The sequence below is a fragment of the Mycobacterium sp. ML4 genome (genome assembly GCF_054515735.1).
Genome location: NZ_JBTNSY010000005.1, coordinates 136576 through 157603, shown reverse-complemented (window position 1 = coordinate 157603; position 21028 = coordinate 136576). Strand labels below are relative to the sequence as shown.

Annotated in this window: 16 protein-coding genes and 3 rRNA genes; 5 read left to right on the top strand and 14 right to left on the bottom strand. The window is 62.2% G+C overall.

What is annotated here, in order from left to right:
* Window positions 1–142: 142 nt before the first annotated feature.
* Window positions 143–1336, bottom strand: a complete 1194-nt coding sequence (locus ACX9NE_RS07125) for an acetyl-CoA C-acetyltransferase (protein ID WP_459360989.1) — start codon at window positions 1334–1336, stop codon at window positions 143–145.
* A 79-nt stretch (window positions 1337–1415) separates the two neighbouring features.
* Here ACX9NE_RS07125 and mce point away from each other — a divergent pair, with 79 nt between their 5' ends.
* Entirely contained in the window at window positions 1416–1874 is a 459-nt protein-coding gene (gene mce / locus ACX9NE_RS07120; RefSeq protein WP_459360988.1) for a methylmalonyl-CoA epimerase, read from the top strand.
* Here mce and ACX9NE_RS07115 read toward each other — a convergent pair.
* Together ACX9NE_RS07115 and nucS are read right to left on the bottom strand one after the other, a co-directional pair.
* Window positions 1871–2152, bottom strand: coding sequence for a hypothetical protein (locus ACX9NE_RS07115; RefSeq protein ID WP_459360987.1), 282 nt, complete (start codon window positions 2150–2152; stop codon window positions 1871–1873). The genes mce and ACX9NE_RS07115 overlap by 4 nt on opposite strands.
* 1 nt (window position 2153) lies before the next feature.
* On the bottom strand, window positions 2154–2816 hold the full coding sequence (nucS, locus tag ACX9NE_RS07110; RefSeq protein WP_459360986.1) for an endonuclease NucS: 663 nt from the start codon (window positions 2814–2816) through the stop codon (window positions 2154–2156).
* Window positions 2817–2950: 134 nt separating this feature from the next.
* On the opposite strand from nucS, the gene ACX9NE_RS07105 reads away from it, so the two are divergent.
* The 3 genes from ACX9NE_RS07105 to ACX9NE_RS07095 all read left to right on the top strand — a co-directional run bounded on the left by ACX9NE_RS07105 (window position 2951) and on the right by ACX9NE_RS07095 (window position 6675).
* Entirely contained in the window at window positions 2951–4588 is a 1638-nt protein-coding gene (locus tag ACX9NE_RS07105; protein ID WP_459360985.1) for an adenylate/guanylate cyclase domain-containing protein, read from the top strand.
* Between the two features lie 63 nt (window positions 4589–4651).
* Window positions 4652–6136, top strand: a complete 1485-nt coding sequence (locus tag ACX9NE_RS07100; RefSeq protein WP_459360984.1) for an AlkA N-terminal domain-containing protein — start codon at window positions 4652–4654, stop codon at window positions 6134–6136.
* Window positions 6133–6675, top strand: a complete 543-nt coding sequence (locus tag ACX9NE_RS07095) for a methylated-DNA--[protein]-cysteine S-methyltransferase (RefSeq protein WP_459360983.1) — start codon at window positions 6133–6135, stop codon at window positions 6673–6675. The genes ACX9NE_RS07100 and ACX9NE_RS07095 overlap by 4 nt, the downstream gene beginning before the upstream one ends.
* A 143-nt stretch (window positions 6676–6818) precedes the next feature.
* Here ACX9NE_RS07095 and rrf read toward each other — a convergent pair.
* The 4 genes from rrf to murA form a co-directional block, all read right to left on the bottom strand.
* A 5S ribosomal RNA gene (gene rrf, locus ACX9NE_RS07090) occupies window positions 6819–6932 on the bottom strand.
* An 86-nt stretch (window positions 6933–7018) separates the two neighbouring features.
* A 23S ribosomal RNA gene (locus ACX9NE_RS07085) occupies window positions 7019–10126 on the bottom strand.
* A 272-nt stretch (window positions 10127–10398) separates the two neighbouring features.
* Window positions 10399–11928, bottom strand: a 16S ribosomal RNA gene (locus tag ACX9NE_RS07080).
* The 16S, 23S and 5S rRNA genes sit together here, the layout of an rRNA operon.
* Before the next feature lie 301 nt (window positions 11929–12229).
* Window positions 12230–13483 carry a UDP-N-acetylglucosamine 1-carboxyvinyltransferase gene (gene murA, locus ACX9NE_RS07075; RefSeq protein WP_459360982.1) on the bottom strand — a complete coding sequence of 418 codons (1254 nt, stop codon included), beginning with the start codon at window positions 13481–13483 and terminating at the stop codon, window positions 12230–12232.
* A gap of 83 nt (window positions 13484–13566) precedes the next feature.
* Between murA and ACX9NE_RS07070 the strand changes: the two genes are divergently transcribed.
* Window positions 13567–14148 carry a cob(I)yrinic acid a,c-diamide adenosyltransferase gene (locus ACX9NE_RS07070; protein WP_459360981.1) on the top strand — a complete coding sequence of 194 codons (582 nt, stop codon included), beginning with the start codon at window positions 13567–13569 and terminating at the stop codon, window positions 14146–14148.
* Between the two features lie 3 nt (window positions 14149–14151).
* Here the strand turns inward: ACX9NE_RS07070 and ACX9NE_RS07065 are convergent, their stop codons facing one another.
* From ACX9NE_RS07065 to ACX9NE_RS07035, 7 genes are read right to left on the bottom strand one after another with little or no spacing between them, the layout of a single operon-like run.
* On the bottom strand, window positions 14152–14595 hold the full coding sequence (locus tag ACX9NE_RS07065) for a DUF2550 domain-containing protein (protein ID WP_459360980.1): 444 nt from the start codon (window positions 14593–14595) through the stop codon (window positions 14152–14154).
* An 8-nt stretch (window positions 14596–14603) separates the two neighbouring features.
* On the bottom strand, window positions 14604–14969 hold the full coding sequence (locus tag ACX9NE_RS07060) for a F0F1 ATP synthase subunit epsilon (RefSeq protein WP_459360979.1): 366 nt from the start codon (window positions 14967–14969) through the stop codon (window positions 14604–14606).
* A gap of 37 nt (window positions 14970–15006) precedes the next feature.
* Window positions 15007–16464 carry a F0F1 ATP synthase subunit beta gene (gene atpD, locus ACX9NE_RS07055; protein WP_459360978.1) on the bottom strand — a complete coding sequence of 486 codons (1458 nt, stop codon included), beginning with the start codon at window positions 16462–16464 and terminating at the stop codon, window positions 15007–15009.
* A gap of 23 nt (window positions 16465–16487) precedes the next feature.
* A complete protein-coding gene (locus ACX9NE_RS07050) occupies window positions 16488–17399 on the bottom strand; it encodes a F0F1 ATP synthase subunit gamma (RefSeq protein WP_459360977.1) in 912 nt (303 codons plus the stop codon).
* A gap of 6 nt (window positions 17400–17405) precedes the next feature.
* Complete coding sequence (gene atpA, locus ACX9NE_RS07045; RefSeq protein WP_459360976.1) at window positions 17406–19073, bottom strand: F0F1 ATP synthase subunit alpha; 1668 nt, start codon at window positions 19071–19073, stop codon at window positions 17406–17408.
* A gap of 57 nt (window positions 19074–19130) precedes the next feature.
* Window positions 19131–20471, bottom strand: a complete 1341-nt coding sequence (locus ACX9NE_RS07040; RefSeq protein ID WP_459360975.1) for a F0F1 ATP synthase subunit B/delta — start codon at window positions 20469–20471, stop codon at window positions 19131–19133.
* A gap of 7 nt (window positions 20472–20478) precedes the next feature.
* The gene (locus ACX9NE_RS07035; RefSeq protein WP_459360974.1) at window positions 20479–21024 is read right to left on the bottom strand and encodes a F0F1 ATP synthase subunit B; all 546 of its coding nucleotides are present in this window, start codon (window positions 21022–21024) and stop codon (window positions 20479–20481) included.
* Window positions 21025–21028 lie beyond the last annotated feature (4 nt).

Sequence of the window (21028 nt, the reverse complement as noted above, 5' to 3'; positions counted from 1 at the left end):
GCCCTGCTCGCGCCGACCTCCTATGACCGAATAGAGTGAACGGAATTCGCACGTCGAAGCTCGCCGCCAGCGGCTATGACCAATCTCACAGTAATCTCGACGGAAGGTTCACCAGTCCAGCCAGCAAACCCCTTGGCGCCGGTTACCCGGCCCGCAGGATCAAGGCGTCGCCCTGTCCGCCGGCGCCGCACAGCGCCGCCACCCCGTAGCCCGACCCGCGCCGCGCCAGTTCCAGCGCCACGTGCAGCGTGATCCGCGCTCCCGACATACCGATCGGATGCCCGACGGCGATCGCGCCGCCGTTGACGTTGACGATCTCCGGATCGACCCCGAGTTCCCTCGTGGACGCCAAAGCCACCGCCGCAAACGCTTCGTTGATCTCCACGACATCGAGCTGGTCGACGGAGATGCCCTCCCGGTCGAGCGCCTTCTTGATGGCGTTGGCGGGCTGCGATTGCAGCGTTGAGTCCGGTCCGGCCACCACGCCGTGCGCACCGATCTCGACCAACCAGGTCAAACCCAGTTCCTGGGCCTTCTCCTTGTTCATGACCACTACCGCGGCAGCGCCGTCGGAGATCTGCGACGCCGACCCGGCCGTAATGGTGCCGTCCTTGCGGAAGGCGGGTTTGAGGCCGGCCAGCGAGTCGGCGGTGGTGTTCGCACGGATACCTTCATCCTCGTTGAACTGCAGCGGATCACCCTTGCGCTGCGGGATGTCCACCGGAACCACTTCGTCGGCGAACACGCCGTCTTTCCATGCGGCCGCGGCCTTTTGGTGCGACCGTGCCGCGTACTCGTCCTGCTCCAAGCGGGTAAATTTGTCGACGTCGTTGCGTTGCTCGGTGAGCGCACCCATCGGCTGATCAGTGAACACGTCGTGCAGGCCGTCGTAGGCCATGTGGTCGAGCACCGTCACATCGCCGTACTTGTACCCGGCCCGGCTGTCCATCAGAAGGTGGGGCGCCTTTGTCATGGACTCCTGGCCGCCGGCGACCACCACGTCGAACTCGCCGGCACGGATCAGCTGATCAGCCAGGGCGATCGCGTCGATGCCGGACAGGCACATCTTGTTGATGGTCAGCGCGGGCACGTCCCAACCGATACCGGCGGCGACGGCAGACTGGCGCGCCGGCATCTGCCCGGCACCCGCGGTCAGCACCTGGCCCATGATCACGTACTCAACCAGCGACGGCGGCACTTCCACGCCGGGAAAGGCCTTCTCCAGCGCGGCCTTGATCGCGATGCCACCGAGGTCACTGGCACTGAAGTCCTTGAGCGAGCCCATCAATTTGCCGATAGGCGTCCGCGCCCCAGCAACGATCACCGACGTCGTCATCAAACCTCCTACACCGCACGGGAACGGCCGATCGGGCCAACCCGCAGAAGCGGATTCTTTCTTATGAGGTTACCGTTAAGTGATGACGACCGATCAAGTTGAGGCCCGTCCAACGCTGGCCACCTCACTGGTGACCGGGCTCGATCACGTCGGCATTGCAGTCGCCGACCTGGATGCTGCAATCGAGTGGTATCACGATCACCTCGGCATGATCCTGGTTCATGAGGAAATCAACGACGACCAGGGCATTCGCGAAGCGATGCTGGCGGTGCCGGGCACCAGCGCGCAGATCCAGCTGATGGCTCCGCTCGACGAGACGTCGGTCATCGCGAAGTTCATCGACAAGCGCGGACCCGGCATTCAGCAGCTCGCCTGCCGGATCAGGGACCTGGATGCCATGTGCGAGCAATTGCGCGCCCAGGGTGTACGACTGGTCTACGAGCAGCCACGCCGTGGCACTGCGAACTCGCGCATCAATTTCATCCACCCCAAGGACGCCGGCGGCGTGCTGATCGAGCTGGTGGAGCCGGCGCACTAAGACCATTTCCGGGTCGGACCGCGATTGTCTCGGTGGGTCCAACACGGCGTGTGCCAGTGCCTGCGGTCGTCCATCGCCGCTGAAATCCCGACCTGCCACACCACCACATGCGCTGTGCCGGAACGGATTTCGTGATCGCAACCGGGACAGCGATAGGTCTTGACGGCACGCGCGGCCGCGATCGGGCGAACTTCGTAGTCGTAACCGTCCGGTCCCGTTTCAACTCGGCTCGGTAGCCGCAACGGCTGCCGGGGCTGCGGTTTGCGACGCCGAGCCATGTCAGAACAGCCGGTACTCGTCGCTGTCCATACCGCGCATCTTGTCGTAGTCCAATGTCAGACAACGGATTCCGCGATCGGTGGCCAAGGTCCGGGCCTGCGGCTTGATCTGCTGCGCGGCGAATACGCCCTTTACCGGTGCGAGGACGGTGTCGCGGTTGAGCAGTTCCAGATAACGGGTGAGCTGCTCTACGCCGTCGATCTCGCCGCGTCGCTTGATCTCGACGGCGACCGAGCCGCCCGTTTCGTCGCGGCACAGCAGATCGACCGGCCCGATCGCGGTCATGTACTCCCGGCGCACCAGCGTGTAGCCCTGCCCGAGCAATCCGACGTGCTCGGCGAGCAGCGCCTGCAGGTGGGCCTCGACCCCGTCCTTGACCAGACCCGGATCGACACCGAGATCGTGGCGTGAGTCGTGCTCCACCGCCTCGACGGTGATGCGCAGCTGCTCGCCGGTCTTGTTCTCGACCACCCATACCGGACCCGGCTCTTCGGTTAGCCAGCAGGGTGGGCTCATCCAGTTCAGCGGCTTGTATGCGCGGTCGTCGGCGTGCACGCTGACCGAGCCGTCCGCTTTGAACAGCAGTAGCCGCCGCGCGGACGGCAGATGCGCGGTGAGACGGCCGACGTAGTCGACCGTGCACTGAGCGATGACGAGACGCACCCGCTCACCTTAAAACGTTGGCGGCAGCGCGAGGCGCGCGACGTATGCGCGACGACGGCCACTCACCTCAACGGCCCGGCCAGTCATACCCGACTTCATCAGGATCGCCACTCGAGAATTAGGCTGACGCCACCATGTCGCCCAATACGGCCCCCAGGAAAAGCCTCGCGCAGCGTCTGGGCCGGGTCCTCGAGAAGGTGACCCGTCAGAGCGGTCGGCTGCCGGACACACCCGCGTATGGCTCGTGGCTTCTGGGGCGGGTGTCTGAAGATCAACACCGCCGACGGGTCCGCATTCAGGTCATCATGACCGTCCTGATCATGGCCGCGAATCTGATCGGAATCGCCGTCGCCGTGCTGGTGGTGACGGTTGCCGTCCCCGTACCCAGCGTGTTCGACGACGCCCCGCTCTGGGTCTCCTTCGTCGCGGTCCCGGCCTACATCGTGGCCGCCCTGATCGTCGGCGCCTTTACCATCACCCGCGGCACGGTCGAAGCGCTACGGTGGGCGATCGAGGAGCGCAAGCCCACCGACAGGGACGAGCGGAACACCTTCATGGCGCCGTGGCGAGTCGCGGTCGGCCACCTCGTCCTGTGGGGGATCGGCACTGTGCTGACGACCACCCTCTACGGCATGGCCAACACCATGTTCATCCCCCGCTTCCTCGTAGCGGTGAGCTTCTGCGGTCTGCTGGTGTCCACCGGGAGCTACCTGCTTACCGAGTTCGCTCTGCGGCCGATAGCCGCGCAGGCGCTGGAGGCGGGGCCGCCGCCGCGGCGGCTCGCGCCGGGAATCATGGGCCGAACCATGATGGTGTGGCTGCTCGGCTCGGGGGTGCCGGTCGTCGGCATCGGCCTGATGGCTTTTTTCGAGATGACATTGAAGAACCTGACTCAGACCCAATTCGCGGTTGGGGTGCTGATCATCTCGGCAGCCACGCTTATCTTCGGCTTCATCCTGTTGTGGATTTTCGCCTGGCTGACGGCGACACCGGTGCGGGTGGTACGCGCCGCACTCAAGCGCGTCGAGCAGGGTGACCTCCGCGGCGATCTCGTGGTGTTCGACGGAACGGAACTAGGTGAGCTGCAGCGAGGCTTCAACGCCATGGTCGACGGGCTGCGCGAGCGCGAACGAGTCCGTGACCTGTTCGGGCGGCACGTCGGACGCGACGTGGCGCTCGCAGCCGAACGCGAGCGCCCGAAACTCGGCGGCGAAGAACGCCACGTGGCTGTCGTCTTCATCGACATCGTCGGCTCGACGAAATTGGTGACCAGCCGCCCGCCGGCGGAGGTCGTTCATCTGCTCAATCAGTTCTTCACGATCGTCGTCGAGGAAGTCGACCGTCACCACGGGCTGGTCAACAAATTCGAGGGTGACGCATCGCTGGCGATCTTCGGCGCTCCCAATTACCTGGACTCCCCCGAAGACGAGGCCTTGGCCTGTGCCCGGGCCATCGCCGACCGACTGGCCGACGAGATGACCGAACTACAGGCCGGCATCGGAGTAGCGGCCGGAACGGTCGTCGCCGGCAACGTGGGTGCCAAAGAGAGGTTCGAATACACGGTGATCGGCGAGCCGGTCAACGAGGCGGCCCGCCTGTGCGAACTGGCCAAATCCCGTCCCGGCAAACTGCTGACGTCGGCGCAGACCCTGGAGGGGGCCGGTGAGGAGGAAAGGGCGCTCTGGACGTTGGGTAGGAGCGTAAAACTCCGCGGGCACGATCAGCGCACCAAGCTGGCTTCGCCGGCCGAGCCCGCCACGCGTCGCAAGTAGCACCCACACGTTGATGTCGTTTTTCCGCCAGTCTTGTCGGTGCCGGGGTGTAACTGTTGAAGCGTGCATGAAGATTTCGAACGCTGCTACCGGGCGGTCCAGGCCAAGGACGCCCGGTTCGACGGCTGGTTCGTGATCGCGGTTCTCACCACTCGGATTTACTGTCGGCCCAGCTGCCCAGTCCGGCCCCCTTTCGCCCGCAACGTGCGCTTCCTCCCGACGGCCGCGGCCGCACAGCGTGAGGGCTTCCGCGCCTGCAAGCGGTGCCGTCCTGACGCCTCGCCGGGTTCCCCGGAGTGGAACATGCGCGGTGACGTCGTCGCGCGCGCCATGCGACTGATCGCCGACGGAACCGTCGACCGTGACGGGGTCACCGGGTTGGCCGGTCACCTCGGCTATACCACCCGCCAGTTGGAACGGCTGTTGCAGGCCGAGGTCGGAGCGGGTCCGCTCGCGCTGGCCCGTGCTCAGCGGATGCAGGCCGCCAGAGTGTTGATCGAGACCACCGACCTGCCATTCGCTGATGTGGCGTTCGCCGCCGGATTCTCCAGCATCCGCCAGTTCAATGACACCGTCCGAATGGTGTGCGACAGCACCCCGACGGCATTGCGCAGGCGAGCGGGCACCCGATTCGGATCCAATACCTCACCGGGTGTGCTGTCGCTTCGGTTGCCGGTGCGCACTCCATTCGCATTTGAAGGAGTTTTCGGACATCTGGCGGCTAGCGCGGTCCCGGGTTGTGAGGAGGTTCGCAACGGCGTCTACCGTCGCACGCTGCGGCTGGCAACGGGCAACGGTGTGGTTTCGCTGGCCCCCGCCCCGGATCACGTGCGGTGCGTGCTGGTGCTCGATGACTTGCGGGACCTCGCGACCGCCACGGCGCGGTGTCGACGGCTGCTCGATCTAGATGCCGACCCCGAAGCGGTGGTGGAAGCCCTCAGCGCTGACCCGGACCTGGCCCCCGTGGTCGCCAAGGCGCCGGGACAGCGCATCCCCCGTACCGTCGATGAGGCAGAGCTGGCAGTGCGGGCGGTGCTGGGACAGCAGGTGTCCACGAAGGCCGCACGTACCCACGCCGGCCGGCTCGTCGCCGCCTACGGAGAACCGGTGCACGACGGCTCGGGCGCCTTGACCCATACATTCCCCTCGGTCGAGCAGCTGGCCGAAATCGATCCGATTCATCTCGCCGTCCCCAAGTCGCGGCAGCGGACGTTGAGCGCGCTTGTCGAGGGTCTCGCGGCGGGCGACGTCACCCTGGACGTTGGATGTGATTGGTCCCGGGCACGCCGCCAGCTGCTGGAACTCCCGGGAATCGGCCCCTGGACCGCGGAGGTGATTGCCATGCGTGGGCTGGGCGATCCGGATGCGTTCCCGGCCAGTGACCTCGGGTTGAAACTAGCGGCTGAACGGCTGGGATTGCCGGCCCCGGAACGAGCGTTGATGGAGCACAGCGCCCGGTGGCGGCCCTGGCGCTCCTACGCCACCCAGCATCTCTGGACCACACTCGAACACTCGGTAAACCAATGGCCACCCCAGGAGGTCGCATGATCCACTATCGCACCATCGACAGCCCCATCGGCTTACTAACCCTGGCCGGACACGACGACGTGCTGACCAATCTCCGAATGGTCGATCAGACCTACGAACCGAGCCGCGCCGACTGGACCCGGGACAACAGTGTGTTCTCTGAGGTTGTCCGTCAACTCGACGCCTATTTCGCCGGCGATCTGTACGACTTCGACGTTGAGCTGGATTTGCGCGGCACTGAATTTCAGCGACGAGTGTGGCGCGCGCTGCTGACCATTCCTTATGGCGAAACACGATCCTACGGACAGATTGCCGAGCAAATCGGCGCGCCCGGCGCCGCACGCGCCGTCGGATTGGCCAACGGACACAATCCCGTCGCAATCATCGTGCCGTGCCATCGCGTCATCGGGTCGGCCGGCAAATTGACCGGATACGGCGGTGGCCTCGAACGCAAACAAACGCTGCTGACCCTGGAGCAGCGACGGGCACCGGCCGATCTGAAAACGCTGCTGACCCTGGAGCAGCGACGGGCACCGGCCGATCTGACGTTGTTCGACTAGCAATAACAGCGCAGGCAGTCCCAGCCGGCATTTCGGTGCGAATTGGGGGTTTGCGGGCTCGGGGCACGTCCCCCTCGGGGGAACCGCGCGCGCAGTCCGGGATGCAAAAACACCCCCAAATGAATGGGGGTGTTTTTGTGTATGTTCGGCGGTGTCCTACTTTTCCACCCGAAGAGGGCAGTATCATCGGCGCTGACAGGCTTAGCTTCCGGGTTCGGGATGGGACCGGGCGTTTCCCTGTCGCTGTGGCCGCCGTAACTCTATTTAAATTTGTGTTTGGTGGCGGGATGCGGTGTAACTCGACCGTATGGTCGAGGAACGAATAGTGGTTGCGATTGGTTGTGTTGGTAAGTTTTCGGCCGGTTAGTGCCAGTTCCCTGCACTCATTACTGAGCTTCCAGGTCTGGCCTATCAATCCAGTGTTCTGCTGGGGGCCTTATCCCTCCTAGAGGGTGAGAAACCTGATCTTGGAGAAGGTTTCCCGCTTAGATGCTTTCAGCGGTTATCCTGTCCGAACGTAGCTATCCAGCAGTGCTCCTGGTGGAACAACTGGTGCACTAGAGGTTCGTCCGTCCCGGTCCTCTCGTACTAGGGACAGGTTTCCTCAAGTTTCTGACGCGCGCGGCGGATAGAGACCGAACTGTCTCACGACGTTCTAAACCCAGCTCGCGTGCCGCTTTAATGGGCGAACAGCCCAACCCTTGGGACCTGCTCCAGCCCCAGGATGCGACGAGCCGACATCGAGGTGCCAAACCATCCCGTCGATATGGACTCTTGGGGAAGATCAGCCTGTTATCCCCGGGGTACCTTTTATCCGTTGAGCGACACCCCTTCCACTCAGAGGTGCCGGATCACTAATCCCGACTTTCGTCCCTGCTTGACTTGTAGGTCTCGCAGTCAAGCTCCCTTGTGCATTTACACTCAACACCTGATTGCCGTCCAGGTTGAGGGAACCTTTGGGCGCCTCCGTTACATTTTAGGAGGCAACCGCCCCAGTTAAACTACCCACCAGGCACTGTCCGTGAACCGGATATACGGTTCGACGTTAGGAGTCCAATACGATCAGAGTGGTATTTCAACAACGACTCCACCTCAACTAGCGTCGAAGCTTCACAGTCTCCCACCTATCCTACACAAACCGTACCGAACACCAATACCAAGCTATAGTGAAGGTCCCGGGGTCTTTTCGTCCTGCCGCGCGTAACGAGCATCTTTACTCGTAGTGCAATTTCGCCGAGTCTATGGTTGAGACAGTTGAGAAGTCGTTACGCCATTCGTGCAGGTCGGAACTTACCCGACAAGGAATTTCGCTACCTTAGGATGGTTATAGTTACCACCGCCGTTTACTGGGGCTTAAATTCTCCGCTTCACCCTTGCGAGTTAACGGGTCCTCTTAACCTTCCAGCACCGGGCAGGCGTCAGTCCGTATACATCGTCTTGCGACTTCGCACGGACCTGTGTTTTTAGTAAACAGTCGCTTCTCACTGGTTTCTGCGACCGGCTTCCGCTCCCACCGAAAAGGTGTTCACGACATGCCGGCCCCCCTTCTCCCGAAGTTACGGGGGTATTTTGCCGAGTTCCTTAACCATAGTTATCTCGTACGCCTTGGTATTCTCTACCTGACCACCTGTGTTGGTTTGGGGTACGGGCCGTGTGTGAACTCGCTAGAGGCTTTTCTTGGCAGCAGAGGATCACCGAATTCGCCTCAATCGGCTATGCGTCACCTCTCAGGATTAATGAGCGACGGATTTTCCTATCGCTCTCCCTACGGGCTTGCCCCAGTATTACCACTGACTGGTACGGCTACCTTCCTGCGTCACCCCGTCGCTTGACTACTACCAACCGGGGTCCCACGCAGCCGGTCACCGTCGCACCCCGAAGGGATTGATCAGCAACCATTTGGGTGGTTAGCACAATTGATTCATCACGGGCGCGCACACACGGGTACGGGAATATCAACCCGTTGTCCATCGACTACGCCTGTCGGCCTCGCCTTAGGTCCCGACTCACCCTGGGCGGACTGGCCTGGCCCAGGAACCCTTGGTCTTTCGGCGGGCAAGGTTCTCACTTGCCTATTCGCTACTCATGCCTGCATTCTCACTCCCCCACCCTCCACCATCCATTACCAGATGGCTTCGCTGAATGAGGGACGCTCCCCTACCCACACCTACAAAGTAGATGTGCCGCGGCTTCGGCGGTGTGCTTGAGCCCCGCTACATTATCGGCGCACAATCACTTGACCAGTGAGCTATTACGCACTCTTTCAAGGGTGGCTGCTTCTAAGCCAACCTCCTGGTTGTCTCTGCGACTGCACATCCTTTTCCACTTAGCACACGCTTTGGGGCCTTAGCCGGCGATCTGGGCTGTTTCCCTTTCGACGTACGGAGCTTATCCCCCGCCGTCTCACTGCCACGCTTGACACCACGGCATTCGGAGTTTGGCTGACGTCAGTAACCTAGTAGGGCCCATCGGCCATCCAGTAGCTCTACCTCCGTGGTGAACCACGCAACGCTGCACCTAAATGCATTTCGGGGAGAACCAGCTATCACGGAGTTTGATTGGCCTTTCACCCCTACCCACAGCTCATCCCCTCAGTCTTCAACCTAAGTGGGTTCGGGCCTCCACGCGGTCTTACCCGCGCTTCACCCTGGCCATGGGTAGATCACTCCGCTTCGGGTCCAGAACATGCCACTACACCCCTTACGGGGATACGCCCTATTCAGACTCGCTTTCGCTGCGGCTACCCCACGCGGGTTAACCTCGCGACATGTCCCTGACTCGCAGGCTCATTCTTCAAAAGGCACGCCATCACCCCACGAGGAGGCTCTGACGGATTGTAGGCACACGGTTTCAGGTACTCTTTCACTCCCCTCCCGGGGTACTTTTCACCATTCCCTCACGGTACTAATCCGCTATCGGTCATCGAGAAGTATTTAGGCTTACCGGGTGGTCCCGGCAGATTCACAGCAAATTCCACGGGCTCGCTGCTACTCGGGAGATTGATCAAGGCAGGTGTCGAGTTTTCGCGTACCGGGCTCTCACCGTCTGCGGCAGACCGTCCCAGGCCACTTCCGCTAACTACGACACTTTTTTACTGCCTCCCAGCCAGGTAGAGCTGAGAAGATCATTCCCACAACCCCGCACGCACAACCCCTACCTGGTATCACATGCATGCGGTTTAGCCTTTTCCGCGTTCGCTCGCCACTACTAGCGGAATCACAATTGTTTTCTCTTCCTACGGGTACTGAGATGTTTCACTTCCCCGCGTTACCTCCCGCACCCTATATATTCAGGTACGGGTAACACGACATAACTCGTGCTGGGTTTCCCCATTCGGAAATCCTCGGATCAACGCTCGGTTGACAGCTCCCCGAGGCATATCGCAGCCTCCCACGTCCTTCATCGGCTCTCGATGCCAAGGCATCCACCATGCGCCCTTAGACACTTACAAACACTACAAAAACCAAAGAATAAAATTGCACAAAAAGAACACGTTGCCGCGAACGACAACGCATACATTTTGATGCTCGCAACCACTATCCAGTTCTCAAACACCACACCCCACCACCAAGGTGGAGGGACAGCACCCGAGGGTGTTGCCTCAGGACCCAATAGTGTGTCTGGCTTGCTTGTTGTCGTGCACCCGGTCTTCGTCCACTACAGACGAGGACCCCTCACGGCTCGCACCCCACCAATTGGAGTGCTCTTCGTGGTGCTCCTTAGAAAGGAGGTGATCCAGCCGCACCTTCCGGTACGGCTACCTTGTTACGACTTCGTCCCAATCGCCGATCCCACCTTCGACAGCTCCCTCCCAAAGGGTTAGGCCACTGGCTTCGGGTGTTACCGACTTTCATGACGTGACGGGCGGTGTGTACAAGGCCCGGGAACGTATTCACCGCAGCGTTGCTGATCTGCGATTACTAGCGACTCCGACTTCACGGGGTCGAGTTGCAGACCCCGATCCGAACTGAGACCGGCTTTAAAAGGATTCGCTTAACCTCGCGGCATCGCAGCCCTTTGTACCGGCCATTGTAGCATGTGTGAAGCCCTGGACATAAGGGGCATGATGACTTGACGTCATCCCCACCTTCCTCCGAGTTGACCCCGGCAGTCTCTCACGAGTCCCCGGCATTACCCGCTGGCAACATGAGACAAGGGTTGCGCTCGTTGCGGGACTTAACCCAACATCTCACGACACGAGCTGACGACAGCCATGCACCACCTGCACACAGGCCACAAGGGAACCGACATCTCTGCCGGCGTCCTGTGCATGTCAAACCCAGGTAAGGTTCTTCGCGTTGCATCGAATTAATCCACATGCTCCGCCGCTTGTGCGGGCCCCCGTCAATTTCTTTGAGTTTTAGCCTTGCGGCCGTACTCCCCAGGCGGGGTACTTAATGCGTTAGCTACGGCACGGATCCCAAGGAAGGAAACCCACACCTAGTACCCACCGTTTACGGCGTGGACTACCAGGGTATCTAATCCTGTTCGCTCCCCACGCTTTCGCTCCTCAGCGTCAGTTACTGCCCAGAGACCCGCCTTCGCCACCGGTGTTCCTCCTGATATCTGCGCATTCCACCGCTACACCAGGAATTCCAGTCTCCCCTGCAGTACTCAAGTCTGCCCGTATCGCCCGCACGCTCACAGTTAAGCCGTGAGATTTCACGAACAACGCGACAAACCACCTACGAGCTCTTTACGCCCAGTAATTCCGGACAACGCTCGCACCCTACGTATTACCGCGGCTGCTGGCACGTAGTTGGCCGGTGCTTCTTCTCCACCTACCGTCAATCCGAGAAAACCCGGACCTTCGTCGATGGTGAAAGAGGTTTACAACCCGAAGGCCGTCATCCCCCACGCGGCGTCGCTGCATCAGGCTTTCGCCCATTGTGCAATATTCCCCACTGCTGCCTCCCGTAGGAGTCTGGGCCGTATCTCAGTCCCAGTGTGGCCGGACACCCTCTCAGGCCGGCTACCCGTCGTCGCCTTGGTGGGCCATCACCCCACCAACAAGCTGATAGGCCGCGGGCCCATCCCACACCGCAAAAGCTTTCCACCACAGGACATGCATCCCGTGGTCCTATTCGGTATTAGACCCAGTTTCCCAGGCTTATCCCGATGTGCAGGGCAGATTACCCACGTGTTACTCACCCGTTCGCCACTCGTGTACCCCGAAGGGCCTTACCGTTCGACTTGCATGTGTTAAGCACGCCGCCAGCGTTCGTCCTGAGCCAGAATCAAACTCTCCAAACAAAGACCCCTCGATAACGAGGTGAATTTACAATCAGAGAAAATCTGACCTAACAAAGACACCAAAACTGGCATCTATAAATTGCGACTACACCCACACACGGGGAGTGCTAGGTGCAGTCAAAAAAACAACAACAAACAATTCACCAAACACACTATTGAGTTCTCAAACAACACTTCTCGCAATGTTTTCGCCCGTTTCGGGGCAACCCTGCCAGCTTAATACAGATCCGGCAGGAGAGTCAAGCCCTGGTTTCGATCAAACTTCTTGAGGAGGTGATCGCGCCGATCGGACGTGACTCGGCTACTGTACCCGCTCAATCTCAGCTCCCAAAATCGCCAGGTTCTCAACGAACAACGGGTAGCCGCGGTCGATGTGGAACACGTCGTGGACCTCGGTGTCTCCGTCTGCGACGAGCCCGGCGAGAACTAAGCCGGCACCGGCCCGGATGTCCGAACACCACACCGGCGCGCTCGACAACTGCGGCAATCCGCGGACCACCGCGTGGTGTCCGTCGGTGCGGGCGTCTGCGCCCAGCCGGATCATTTCCTCGACGAACCGGAACCGCGCTTCGAACACGTTCTCGGTGATCATCGAGGTACCGTCGGCGATCGAAGCCAACGCAATCGCCATCGGCTGCAAGTCAGTAGGGAACCCGGGGAACGGCAGCGTTGCGACGTTGACCGCCTTCGGACGCTCGTATTGCACGACCCGGAAACTGTCGTCGGTCTGAGTGACCGTGGCGCCCGCATCGTGCAGCTTGTGCAAAACCAACTGCAGATGCGAGGGATCTACTCCCGTCACAGTGATGTCACCGCGGGTCATCGCCGCGGCGATACCCCAGGTAGCGGCCACGATGCGGTCCCCGATGACGCGATGTTCGGTCGGGTGCAGTCGCGGCACGCCGGTGATGGTCATGGTCGGCGAGCCGGCGCCTTCGACCTGCGCACCCATCTGATTCAGCATGGTGCACAGGTCGACCACGTCCGGTTCGCGCGCCGCATTGTGGATGGTGGTGACCCCCTCCGCCACCACCGCGGCCATCAGGATATTCTCCGTTGCCCCTACGGAGGGGAATTCAAGCTGAATCTCAGCCCCGCGCAACGTATCTGCCTGGGCCACGACGCACCCGTGCTCGATGTTGCACTGAGCGCCCAGTTGCCGCAGACCCGCTTGGTGCATATCCAGGGGGCGCGATCCGATCGCGTCACCGCCCGGCAAGGCCACCCTGGCCTTCTTGCATCGGCCAACCAAGGGTCCCAGCACACACACCGACGCCCGGAATTGGCGCACCGCGGCGAAGTCGGCGTCGTACTTAGGCTCGTCCGGTGAGGTGATGCGCGCGACGTCACCGTCGAGTTCCACGGTCGCCCCCAAACCACGCAACACCTCGGCCATCAGCGGCACGTCGAGGATGTCCGGGCAGTTGGTGATCGTGCTGGTGCCTTCGGCCAGCAGCGTCGCGGCCATCAGCTTGAGCACGCTGTTCTTGGCGCCCCCAACGGCGACTCTGCCGGACAACCGGTTGCCACCAGTCACCACGAATCGCTCCGCCACCCGGGTCAGTCTAGTGAAGCGGCAACGCCTTGTCAGTCAGCCAACCCTCATCCAGGTCGCGCAAGCCGAGTACCGTTTGGCTCATGGGAGTCCATCTGACCCGCATATATACCCGGACCGGTGACGACGGCACGACGGGATTGAGCGATTTCTCACGGGTGGCCAAGACGGACCCGCGACTGGTGGCCTACGCCGATTGTGACGAGGCCAATTCCGCTATCGGAGTCGCCGTCGCCTTGGGCGGCCCCGCGGAGGAGATCGCCGGCGTCCTGCGGCAGATTCAGAACGACCTGTTCGACGCCGGCGCAGACCTCTCGACCCCGGTGGTGGAAAACCCTGAGCATCCGCCGCTCCGTATCACCCAGGCCTACATCGATCGCCTCGAACGGTGGTGCGACAGCTACAACGAACACCTGCCGGCGTTGAATTCATTTGTGCTGCCTGGTGGTTCACCACTTTCGGCGCTGCTGCACGTGGCCCGCACGGTGGTCAGGCGCGCGGAGCGCGCGGCGTGGGCTGCCGTGGAGGCACATCCCGACGACGTCAGCGTGTTGCCCGCAAAATACCTGAACCGACTTTCCGATCTGCTGTTCATCCTTTCGCGAGTCACTAACCCCGACGGGGACGTCCTGTGGCAGCCGGGCGGCGGTAGGTCTGACAGCTGAGCGTCACACGCTGCGGCGACGGGCGCGTGGTGACGGCCGTGACTCCAGCCATGACATGAACGCTGTCAAAGCCCCTCTGTCCAAAGCGATTTCGTATCCCAGCCGGCGCTCCTGGGTGGTGTCGCGCAGTTCCAGCACCACGATCTCGGCGGTCATGATGTCGAATTCGTCGCCACGCGGCGCTCGCCGCGCAACGACCTCCACGCCGCGCCTGCTCAGCCGGCGATCCGGCCAGAGACGCAGGCTGGACAACCGGTAGAAGGCCGCTTCGCCACCGCGGTAACGAATCACCCCGTGCCGCCAGCCATGGCCACCCACCGCCGGAATGTCGCGCATGATGGCTGCCGTGCCACCGCGGCGCAACTTCCACAACCGGAAGCTCAGGGCGAGGACGGCGGCTCCCAGCAGGACGACGAGCACGACCATGCTGACCATGGGCGCGCTCATCGTGTGAATCAGTCGAGCGCGCCGACGGCGCGCAACCTCGCGCGCCCTCGGGCGGCAACGTGGGGATCGTCCGACTCGGAATCCTGCCTGGCAGCACTCTCGTCGATGTCCTTCTCGAACTCGGCGGACTCGGCGAGCACACTGACGCCCTCTTCGGTGACCGTCAGGAAGCCGCCGTCGACCGCGATCCGCAAGTCGTCTTCGCCTTCCCGTTCCACCCGCACCATGGCGTCGTCGACCAACTGCGCCACCAGCGGAATGTGGTGGGGCAGAATGCCGATTTCCCCGGCAGTGGTGCGGGTGAAGAGAAACGTCGCCTCACCCGACCAGATCTCACGGTCGACGGCCACGATCTGAACGTTCAATTCAGCCATGCCACAACACCTTCTCGAGTCAGCCGGAAGTCCCGCGTCATAGCTTGACGTCGAAGGTCTCGGCCTTCTTCGCCAGGTCGTCGAGTCCACCGATCAGGAAGAATGCCTGCTCGGGCACGTGGTCGAAGTCGCCCTTCGACAACCGGTCGAACGCCTCGATCGTCTCCTTGACCGGCACGGTCGATCCGGGCTGGCCGGTGAACTGTTCGGCCGCCATCATGTTCTGTGACAGGAAGCGCTCGATACGGCGCGCCCGGTTGACCAACTGCTTGTCCTCCTCGGACAGCTCATCGATACCCAGAATCGCGATGATGTCCTGAAGGTCCTTGTAGCGCTGAAGAATTCGGATGACTTCCTGCGCTACGCGGTAGTGCTCGTCACCGACGACGCTGGGGTCCAGGATGGTCGAGCTCGATGCCAGAGGGTCCACCGCGGGGAAGATGCCCTTGGAGAACACATTACGGGACAGCTCCGTGGTGGCGTCCAGGTGCGCGAACGTGGTGGCCGGCGCCGGGTCGGTGTAATCGTCGGCAGGCACGTAGACGGCCTGCATGGAGGTAATCGACTTGCCTCGTGTCGAGGTGATGCGCTCCTGCAGTTCGCCCATCTCGTCGGCCAGCGTCGGCTGGTAGCCAACTGCGGAGGGCATACGACCGAGCAGGGTCGACACCTCCGAACCGGCCTGGGTGAAACGGAAGATGTTGTCGATGAACAGCAGAACGTCCTGGCCGGCTTCGTCGCGGAACCATTCGGCCATGGTCAGCGCAGACAGCGCCACCCGCATACGGGTGCCGGGCGGCTCATCCATCTGGCCGAACACCAGCGCGGTGTCCTTGAGGACGTCGGCTTCCTTCAGCTCGACCCACAGGTCGTTACCCTCACGGGTGCGCTCCCCCACGCCGGCGAACACCGAAGTCCCACCGAAGTTCCGGGCGATACGGTTGATCATCTCCTGGATCAGCACCGTCTTGCCCACGCCGGCACCGCCGAACAACGCGATCTTGCCACCACGTACGTAGGGGGTCAGCAGGTCGACGACCTTGAGGCCCGTCTCGAGCATCTCGGTGCGGGGCTCCAGGTCTTCGAAGGCCGGCGGCTTGCGGTGAATCGACCAGTGGTCGAAGTCTTCTCCGTAGCCCGGCTCATCCAGGCAGTAACCCAGCGCGTTGAATACGTGACCCTTGACCTTCTCGCCCACCGGCACCGAGATCGAGGCGCCCGTGTCGGTGACCTCGGTGCCGCGCACCAATCCGTCGGTGGGCTGCATCGAGATGGTGCGCACCAGGTTGTCACCGAGGTGCTGTGCCACCTCCAGGGTAAGCGTTTTCTTCAGCGACTCGAACGGGATATCGGCATGCAGAGCGTTGAACAGTTCCGGAATGGAGCCCCGCGGAAACTCGACGTCGACGACGGGACCGGTGATCCGAACCACGCGGCCGTTGGTGTCGGAGCCGCCCGACTTTTTCTCGGTCTTCTCGTCTGCGGTAGTAGTCATATCTAATCGCTTCCTCGTGGGGCCTACTTGGCGGCGTCGGCGAGCGCATTTGCGCCACCGACGATTTCGCTGATCTCTTGGGTGATCTGGGCCTGCCGCTCCCGGTTGGCTTGCAGCGTCAGGTCCTTGATGAGGTCGTCGGCGTTATCGGTTGCCGATTTCATGGCGCGCTGGCGCGACGCCAGTTCTGAGGCCGCCGATTCCAGCAGCGCCGCATACACGCGGGTAGTCAGATACCGCGGTAGCAACGCCTCGAACAGGGTCGTCGCATCCGGCTCGAACGAATACAGCGTGTGCAGACCGGTGTCCTCCTCGACGTACTCCACCACCAATGGAGCGATCCGGTGAGCCACGGCGGTCTGCGACATCATCGACTTGAACTCGGAGAAGACGATATGCAGTTCGTCGACGCCCTGTTCTTCGTCATTCTCGTCATCTCCGGTGCCGGCCATGAAAGTGCTGACCAACGTCTCGGCGATCTCGGAGGCGTTTTCCACCTTGGGTTGCTCGGAGAACCCGGTCCACGATTGCTTGATATCCCAGTTCCGGAATGAGAAGTAGTTCAATGCTTTTCGCCCGACCGTGTAGAGCACGGGTTGCTTGCCCTCTTCCCGCAAGAGCGAGAAGAGCTCCTCGGAGCGACGGAAAATGCTCGAGTTGTATGCACCACACAGACCGCGGTCGGAGGACACCACAAGCACGCCTGCCCGCCTCGGGTCCTCCCGCTCGACAAGGAGCGGATGGTCAAGAGCGGCTTCGGCGGACAACGTGGTGAGCATCGACGTAATCTGAAATGCGTACGGTCGCGCCGCGTGCAGCCGAGCCTGGGCCTTACCGATACGCGAGGTGGCGATCAACTCCTGAGCCTTGGTGATCTTCTTGATCGAGCCCGCCGACTTGATACGCCCGCGCAATTCGCGAAGTGTGGCAGCCATTGTTAGCTACTTCTTGTCCTTCTTTTCGTCTTTCTTCTTGGGCTTTTCCTTCTTGACCTTCACCGACTCCTTGCCCAATTCCTCTTCGTCCATAGGCTCAACGTGCTCGTCGGGCACCACCGACTCGCCGCCGGTAGCCGCGAAGCCCTTCTTGAACTTGTTGATGATCTCGGTGAGCTTCTGCTCGTCGTCCTCGCCGAGCTTCCCGCTGGAGCGGATGCCTTCGAGGAACTTCTCTTCCGATGCCCGCATATGGTCAAGCAGTTCGGCTTCGAACCGCTTGACGTCCTCCACCGGCACCGAGTCCAGATGACCGCCGGTGCCCAGGAAGATCGAAACCACCTGCTCCTCAACGGGCAACGGCGAGAACTGCGGTTGCTTGAGCAACTCGACCAGTCGTTCACCGCGCGACAGCTGCTTCTTGGACGTCTCGTCCAGGTCGGAAGCGAACGCGGCGAAGGATTCCAGTTCGCGGTACTGCGACAGATCCAGACGCAGCGAGCCGGCCACCTCTTTCATCGCCTTGATCTGCGCCGCGCCACCGACGCGGGACACCGACACACCGACGTTGATTGCGGGCCGGACGCCCTGGTTGAACAGGTCGCTCTCCAGGAAGCACTGCCCGTCGGTGATCGAGATGACGTTGGTGGGGATGTAGGCCGAGATGTCGTTGGCCTTGGTCTCGATGATCGGCAGCCCGGTCAGCGAGCCACCACCGAGTTCGTCGGACAACTTGGCGCAACGCTCGAGGAGCCGCGAGTGCAGGTAGAAGACGTCACCCGGGTAGGCCTCGCGACCGGGCGGACGGCGCAGCAGCAGCGAGATCGCACGGTATGCCTCGGCCTGCTTGGTCAGATCGTCGAAGACGATCAGAACGTGCTTGCCCTGGTACATCCAGTGCTGGGCGATGGCCGAACCGGTATATGGGGCAAGCCATTTGAAGCCGGCAGCGTCGGAAGCGGGTGCCGCGACGATGGTGGTGTAGTCCATCGCGCCACCTTCATCCAGCGCGCGCCGGACCGAAGCGATCGTGGTGCCCTTCTGCCCGATTGCTACGTAGACGCAGCGAACCTGCTTCTTCTCGTCACCGGTCTCCCAGTTCTGCCGCTGGTTGAGGATCGTGTCGACGCAGACGGCGGTCTTGCCGGTCTTGCGGTCGCCGATGATCAACTGACGCTGGCCACGCCCGATCGGGGTCATCGCATCGATGGCCTTGATACCGGTCTGCAGCGGCTCTTTCACGCTCTGGCGCTCGACCACCGACGGCGCCTGAAGCTCCAGGACGCGCCGTTCGTCGGTCTCGATGTCGCCGGCTCCGTCGATCGGCTGGCCGAGCGGATTGACCACCCGGCCCAGGAAGGCGTCACCGACGGGCACCGACAGCACGTCACCGGTCCTCTTGACCTGCTGGCCCTGTTCGATCTTTTCGAAGTCACCCAGGATCACCGCGCCGACGCTGTGCTCGTCCAGGTTGAGCGCGACACCGAGGACCCCGCCGGCGAACTCGAGTAGCTCCTGGGTCATCACCGACGGCAAACCCTCCACGTGCGCGATGCCGTCCCCGGCGTCGACCACCGTACCGACTTCCTCGCGCGAGGTGTCAGCGGTGAAGGACTCTACGTATTCCTCGATGGCGCTCTGGATGGCATCAGCGGAGATTGTCAACTCGGCCATGGCTTTTCGTCTTCCTACTTCGTTGTGTGACTAGGTCGGGTATCCGTCGTGCTTTGGTTAGTCGGGTAGCTGGGCTTCAGCAGCGGCCAACCGGGACTTGAGCGTGCCGTCGATCACCTCGTCACCCACCGAGATGAGGAGGCCGCCGAGCAAGTCAGGGTCGATCTGCAGCTGAACCGCCACCGGGTGTCCGTAGATGCGGCTCAACACTTCGCTGAGGCGAGTGCGCTGGGCGTCGCTGAGCTCCGCTGCTGCGCTGACTCGGGCGACGACTTCACCACGCCGGGCTACCGCCACTTCGGCCAGCAGCAGCACGGCCTCCTCGGCCGGGTGACCACGCAACAGCTCCACCGTCTGGGACAGAAGGGAAAGTGCAACGGGGTTCACGTCGCTGCCCGAACTCTCCAGTACCTTGCGCAGCAACCCGACCCGCCGCTCAGCGTCAGTGGTGTAGTCACCCAGCAGGATGCCGAGTCGCGGCTGCGCGTCGAGGATGCGCGAGAAGCGGAACAACTGGTCTTCGACTTCGTCGACGCTGCCGTCATTCTCGGCGACCGCGAGCAACGCCTGACGGGAGACGTGCTCGATTGCATCGACCAGGTCCGCGTTAGCCGACCAGCGCTCCGAAACGGCGGTTCGCAGCAGGTCGAGGGTGGGTTCGCCGACTTTGCCCTCGACCAGTCGTTCGATCAGCTTGACCCGGGGCGCCGCGTCTTCGGCCGGCACGGTGAGATACCGGGTGACCACGATCTCCTGGTCCAGCATCTTCGCCACCGACACCAACTCATCGGAAAGCGTGGTCAAGCCCTGGTTGTCGAGGTCGTCCGCGATGGCGTTGAAACGGTCCACCAGATTGCTCACCGCGTTGCGGCTCGCCGAGCGCATCTTGACCAGCAGCGGGTACACGACCTCAACGGCCTCGGGCGCCATATCGTCGAGTTCGTCGAGGAAGCGATCGACGGTGGAAGCCTGCTGCTTCGCGTCGGCCACAAAGCTGCGCACCAATTCGCTTGCCTGGCGCACGGATTCGTGACCGAGTTCCAGCCGGAGCTGCCGGGTGAGCTGCGCACGCAAGAGTTCGGTTTGCCGGACGCCCTGCGCCTTGACGCGCTCCGCCTCACTTTCGGCCTGAGCACGCATCTGTTCGTCGATGCGTTCGGAGTCGGCCTTGGCCTCCTCGACAAGCCGCTCGGCTTCTTCCTTCGCGGTTTCGACGGCTTTGCTGTGCGCCGTCGTCGACTCGGTGAGGCGCTTGGCTGCCTTCTCCGAGTCTTTCAACTGCTGACGCACAGTCTCTTGACGGGCGGTCATCAGATTGCGGACTGGCGGTACAACGTACCGCCAGACCAGCAGCACGATGGCCGCGAAGCCAATCAGCTGTCCGATAAATGTCGACATGTAAGGGCTACCTTGCCGCTTCTGAGGTCGCTGCTGAGGTGGCAGCGGCGGGGGCGACTTCGACGCCCAGCACTCGGGAAGCCAACGTCGCCGACATGGCGCCGACGTTGGCACGCAGATCCAGTTCCACGGCGTCACGCTCCCGCTTCAGTTGCTCGTTGGCCTGGGCCAACGTCTCCGCCACCTGCTGCTCGGCCCGACTTCGCGCTTCGTCGATGAGCTTGCGACCCTCGGTCCGGGCGTTGTCCCGGTAGGACCCCGCCTCGACCCGGGCTTCCTTGAGCGCCTCTTCGTAATCGGACTCAGCGGCGGCGAACTGCTCGGAGGCCTTCTTGTTGTCGGACTGAGTCTTGGCGACCATGTTGTCGCGTTCCTTGAGCACCTTCAGAATCGGCGGTACGACGAACGTACCGATGACTCCGAGCACCACCAGGAAAATGGCCAGTACGAAGAAGAAGGTGCCGTTGGGGATGAGGAAGTTGCTCTGGCCGCCTCCCTCACCTCCGCCGGCCGCCTGGCTCAGCGCCAGAACAAGAGTGGTCGAGTCACCCATCAGA

Excerpts from the sequence above, each read along its gene's own strand:
- ACX9NE_RS07035 (WP_459360974.1), bottom strand. The coding sequence starts at position 21,024 with ATGGGTGACTCGACCACTCTTGTTCTGGCGCTGAGCCAGGCGGCCGGC.
- ACX9NE_RS07125 (WP_459360989.1), bottom strand. The coding sequence starts at position 1,336 with ATGACGACGTCGGTGATCGTTGCTGGGGCGCGGACGCCTATCGGCAAA.
- ACX9NE_RS07040 (WP_459360975.1), bottom strand. The coding sequence starts at position 20,471 with ATGTCGACATTTATCGGACAGCTGATTGGCTTCGCGGCCATCGTGCTG.
- ACX9NE_RS07060 (WP_459360979.1), bottom strand. The coding sequence starts at position 14,969 with ATGGCTGAATTGAACGTTCAGATCGTGGCCGTCGACCGTGAGATCTGG.
- ACX9NE_RS07115 (WP_459360987.1), bottom strand. The coding sequence starts at position 2,152 with ATGGCTCGGCGTCGCAAACCGCAGCCCCGGCAGCCGTTGCGGCTACCG.
- ACX9NE_RS07065 (WP_459360980.1), bottom strand. The coding sequence starts at position 14,595 with ATGAGCGCGCCCATGGTCAGCATGGTCGTGCTCGTCGTCCTGCTGGGA.
- ACX9NE_RS07105 (WP_459360985.1), top strand. The coding sequence starts at position 2,951 with ATGTCGCCCAATACGGCCCCCAGGAAAAGCCTCGCGCAGCGTCTGGGC.
- atpD (WP_459360978.1), bottom strand. The coding sequence starts at position 16,464 with ATGACTACTACCGCAGACGAGAAGACCGAGAAAAAGTCGGGCGGCTCC.
- ACX9NE_RS07095 (WP_459360983.1), top strand. The coding sequence starts at position 6,133 with ATGATCCACTATCGCACCATCGACAGCCCCATCGGCTTACTAACCCTG.
- ACX9NE_RS07070 (WP_459360981.1), top strand. The coding sequence starts at position 13,567 with ATGGGAGTCCATCTGACCCGCATATATACCCGGACCGGTGACGACGGC.
- ACX9NE_RS07050 (WP_459360977.1), bottom strand. The coding sequence starts at position 17,399 with ATGGCTGCCACACTTCGCGAATTGCGCGGGCGTATCAAGTCGGCGGGC.
- atpA (WP_459360976.1), bottom strand. The coding sequence starts at position 19,073 with ATGGCCGAGTTGACAATCTCCGCTGATGCCATCCAGAGCGCCATCGAG.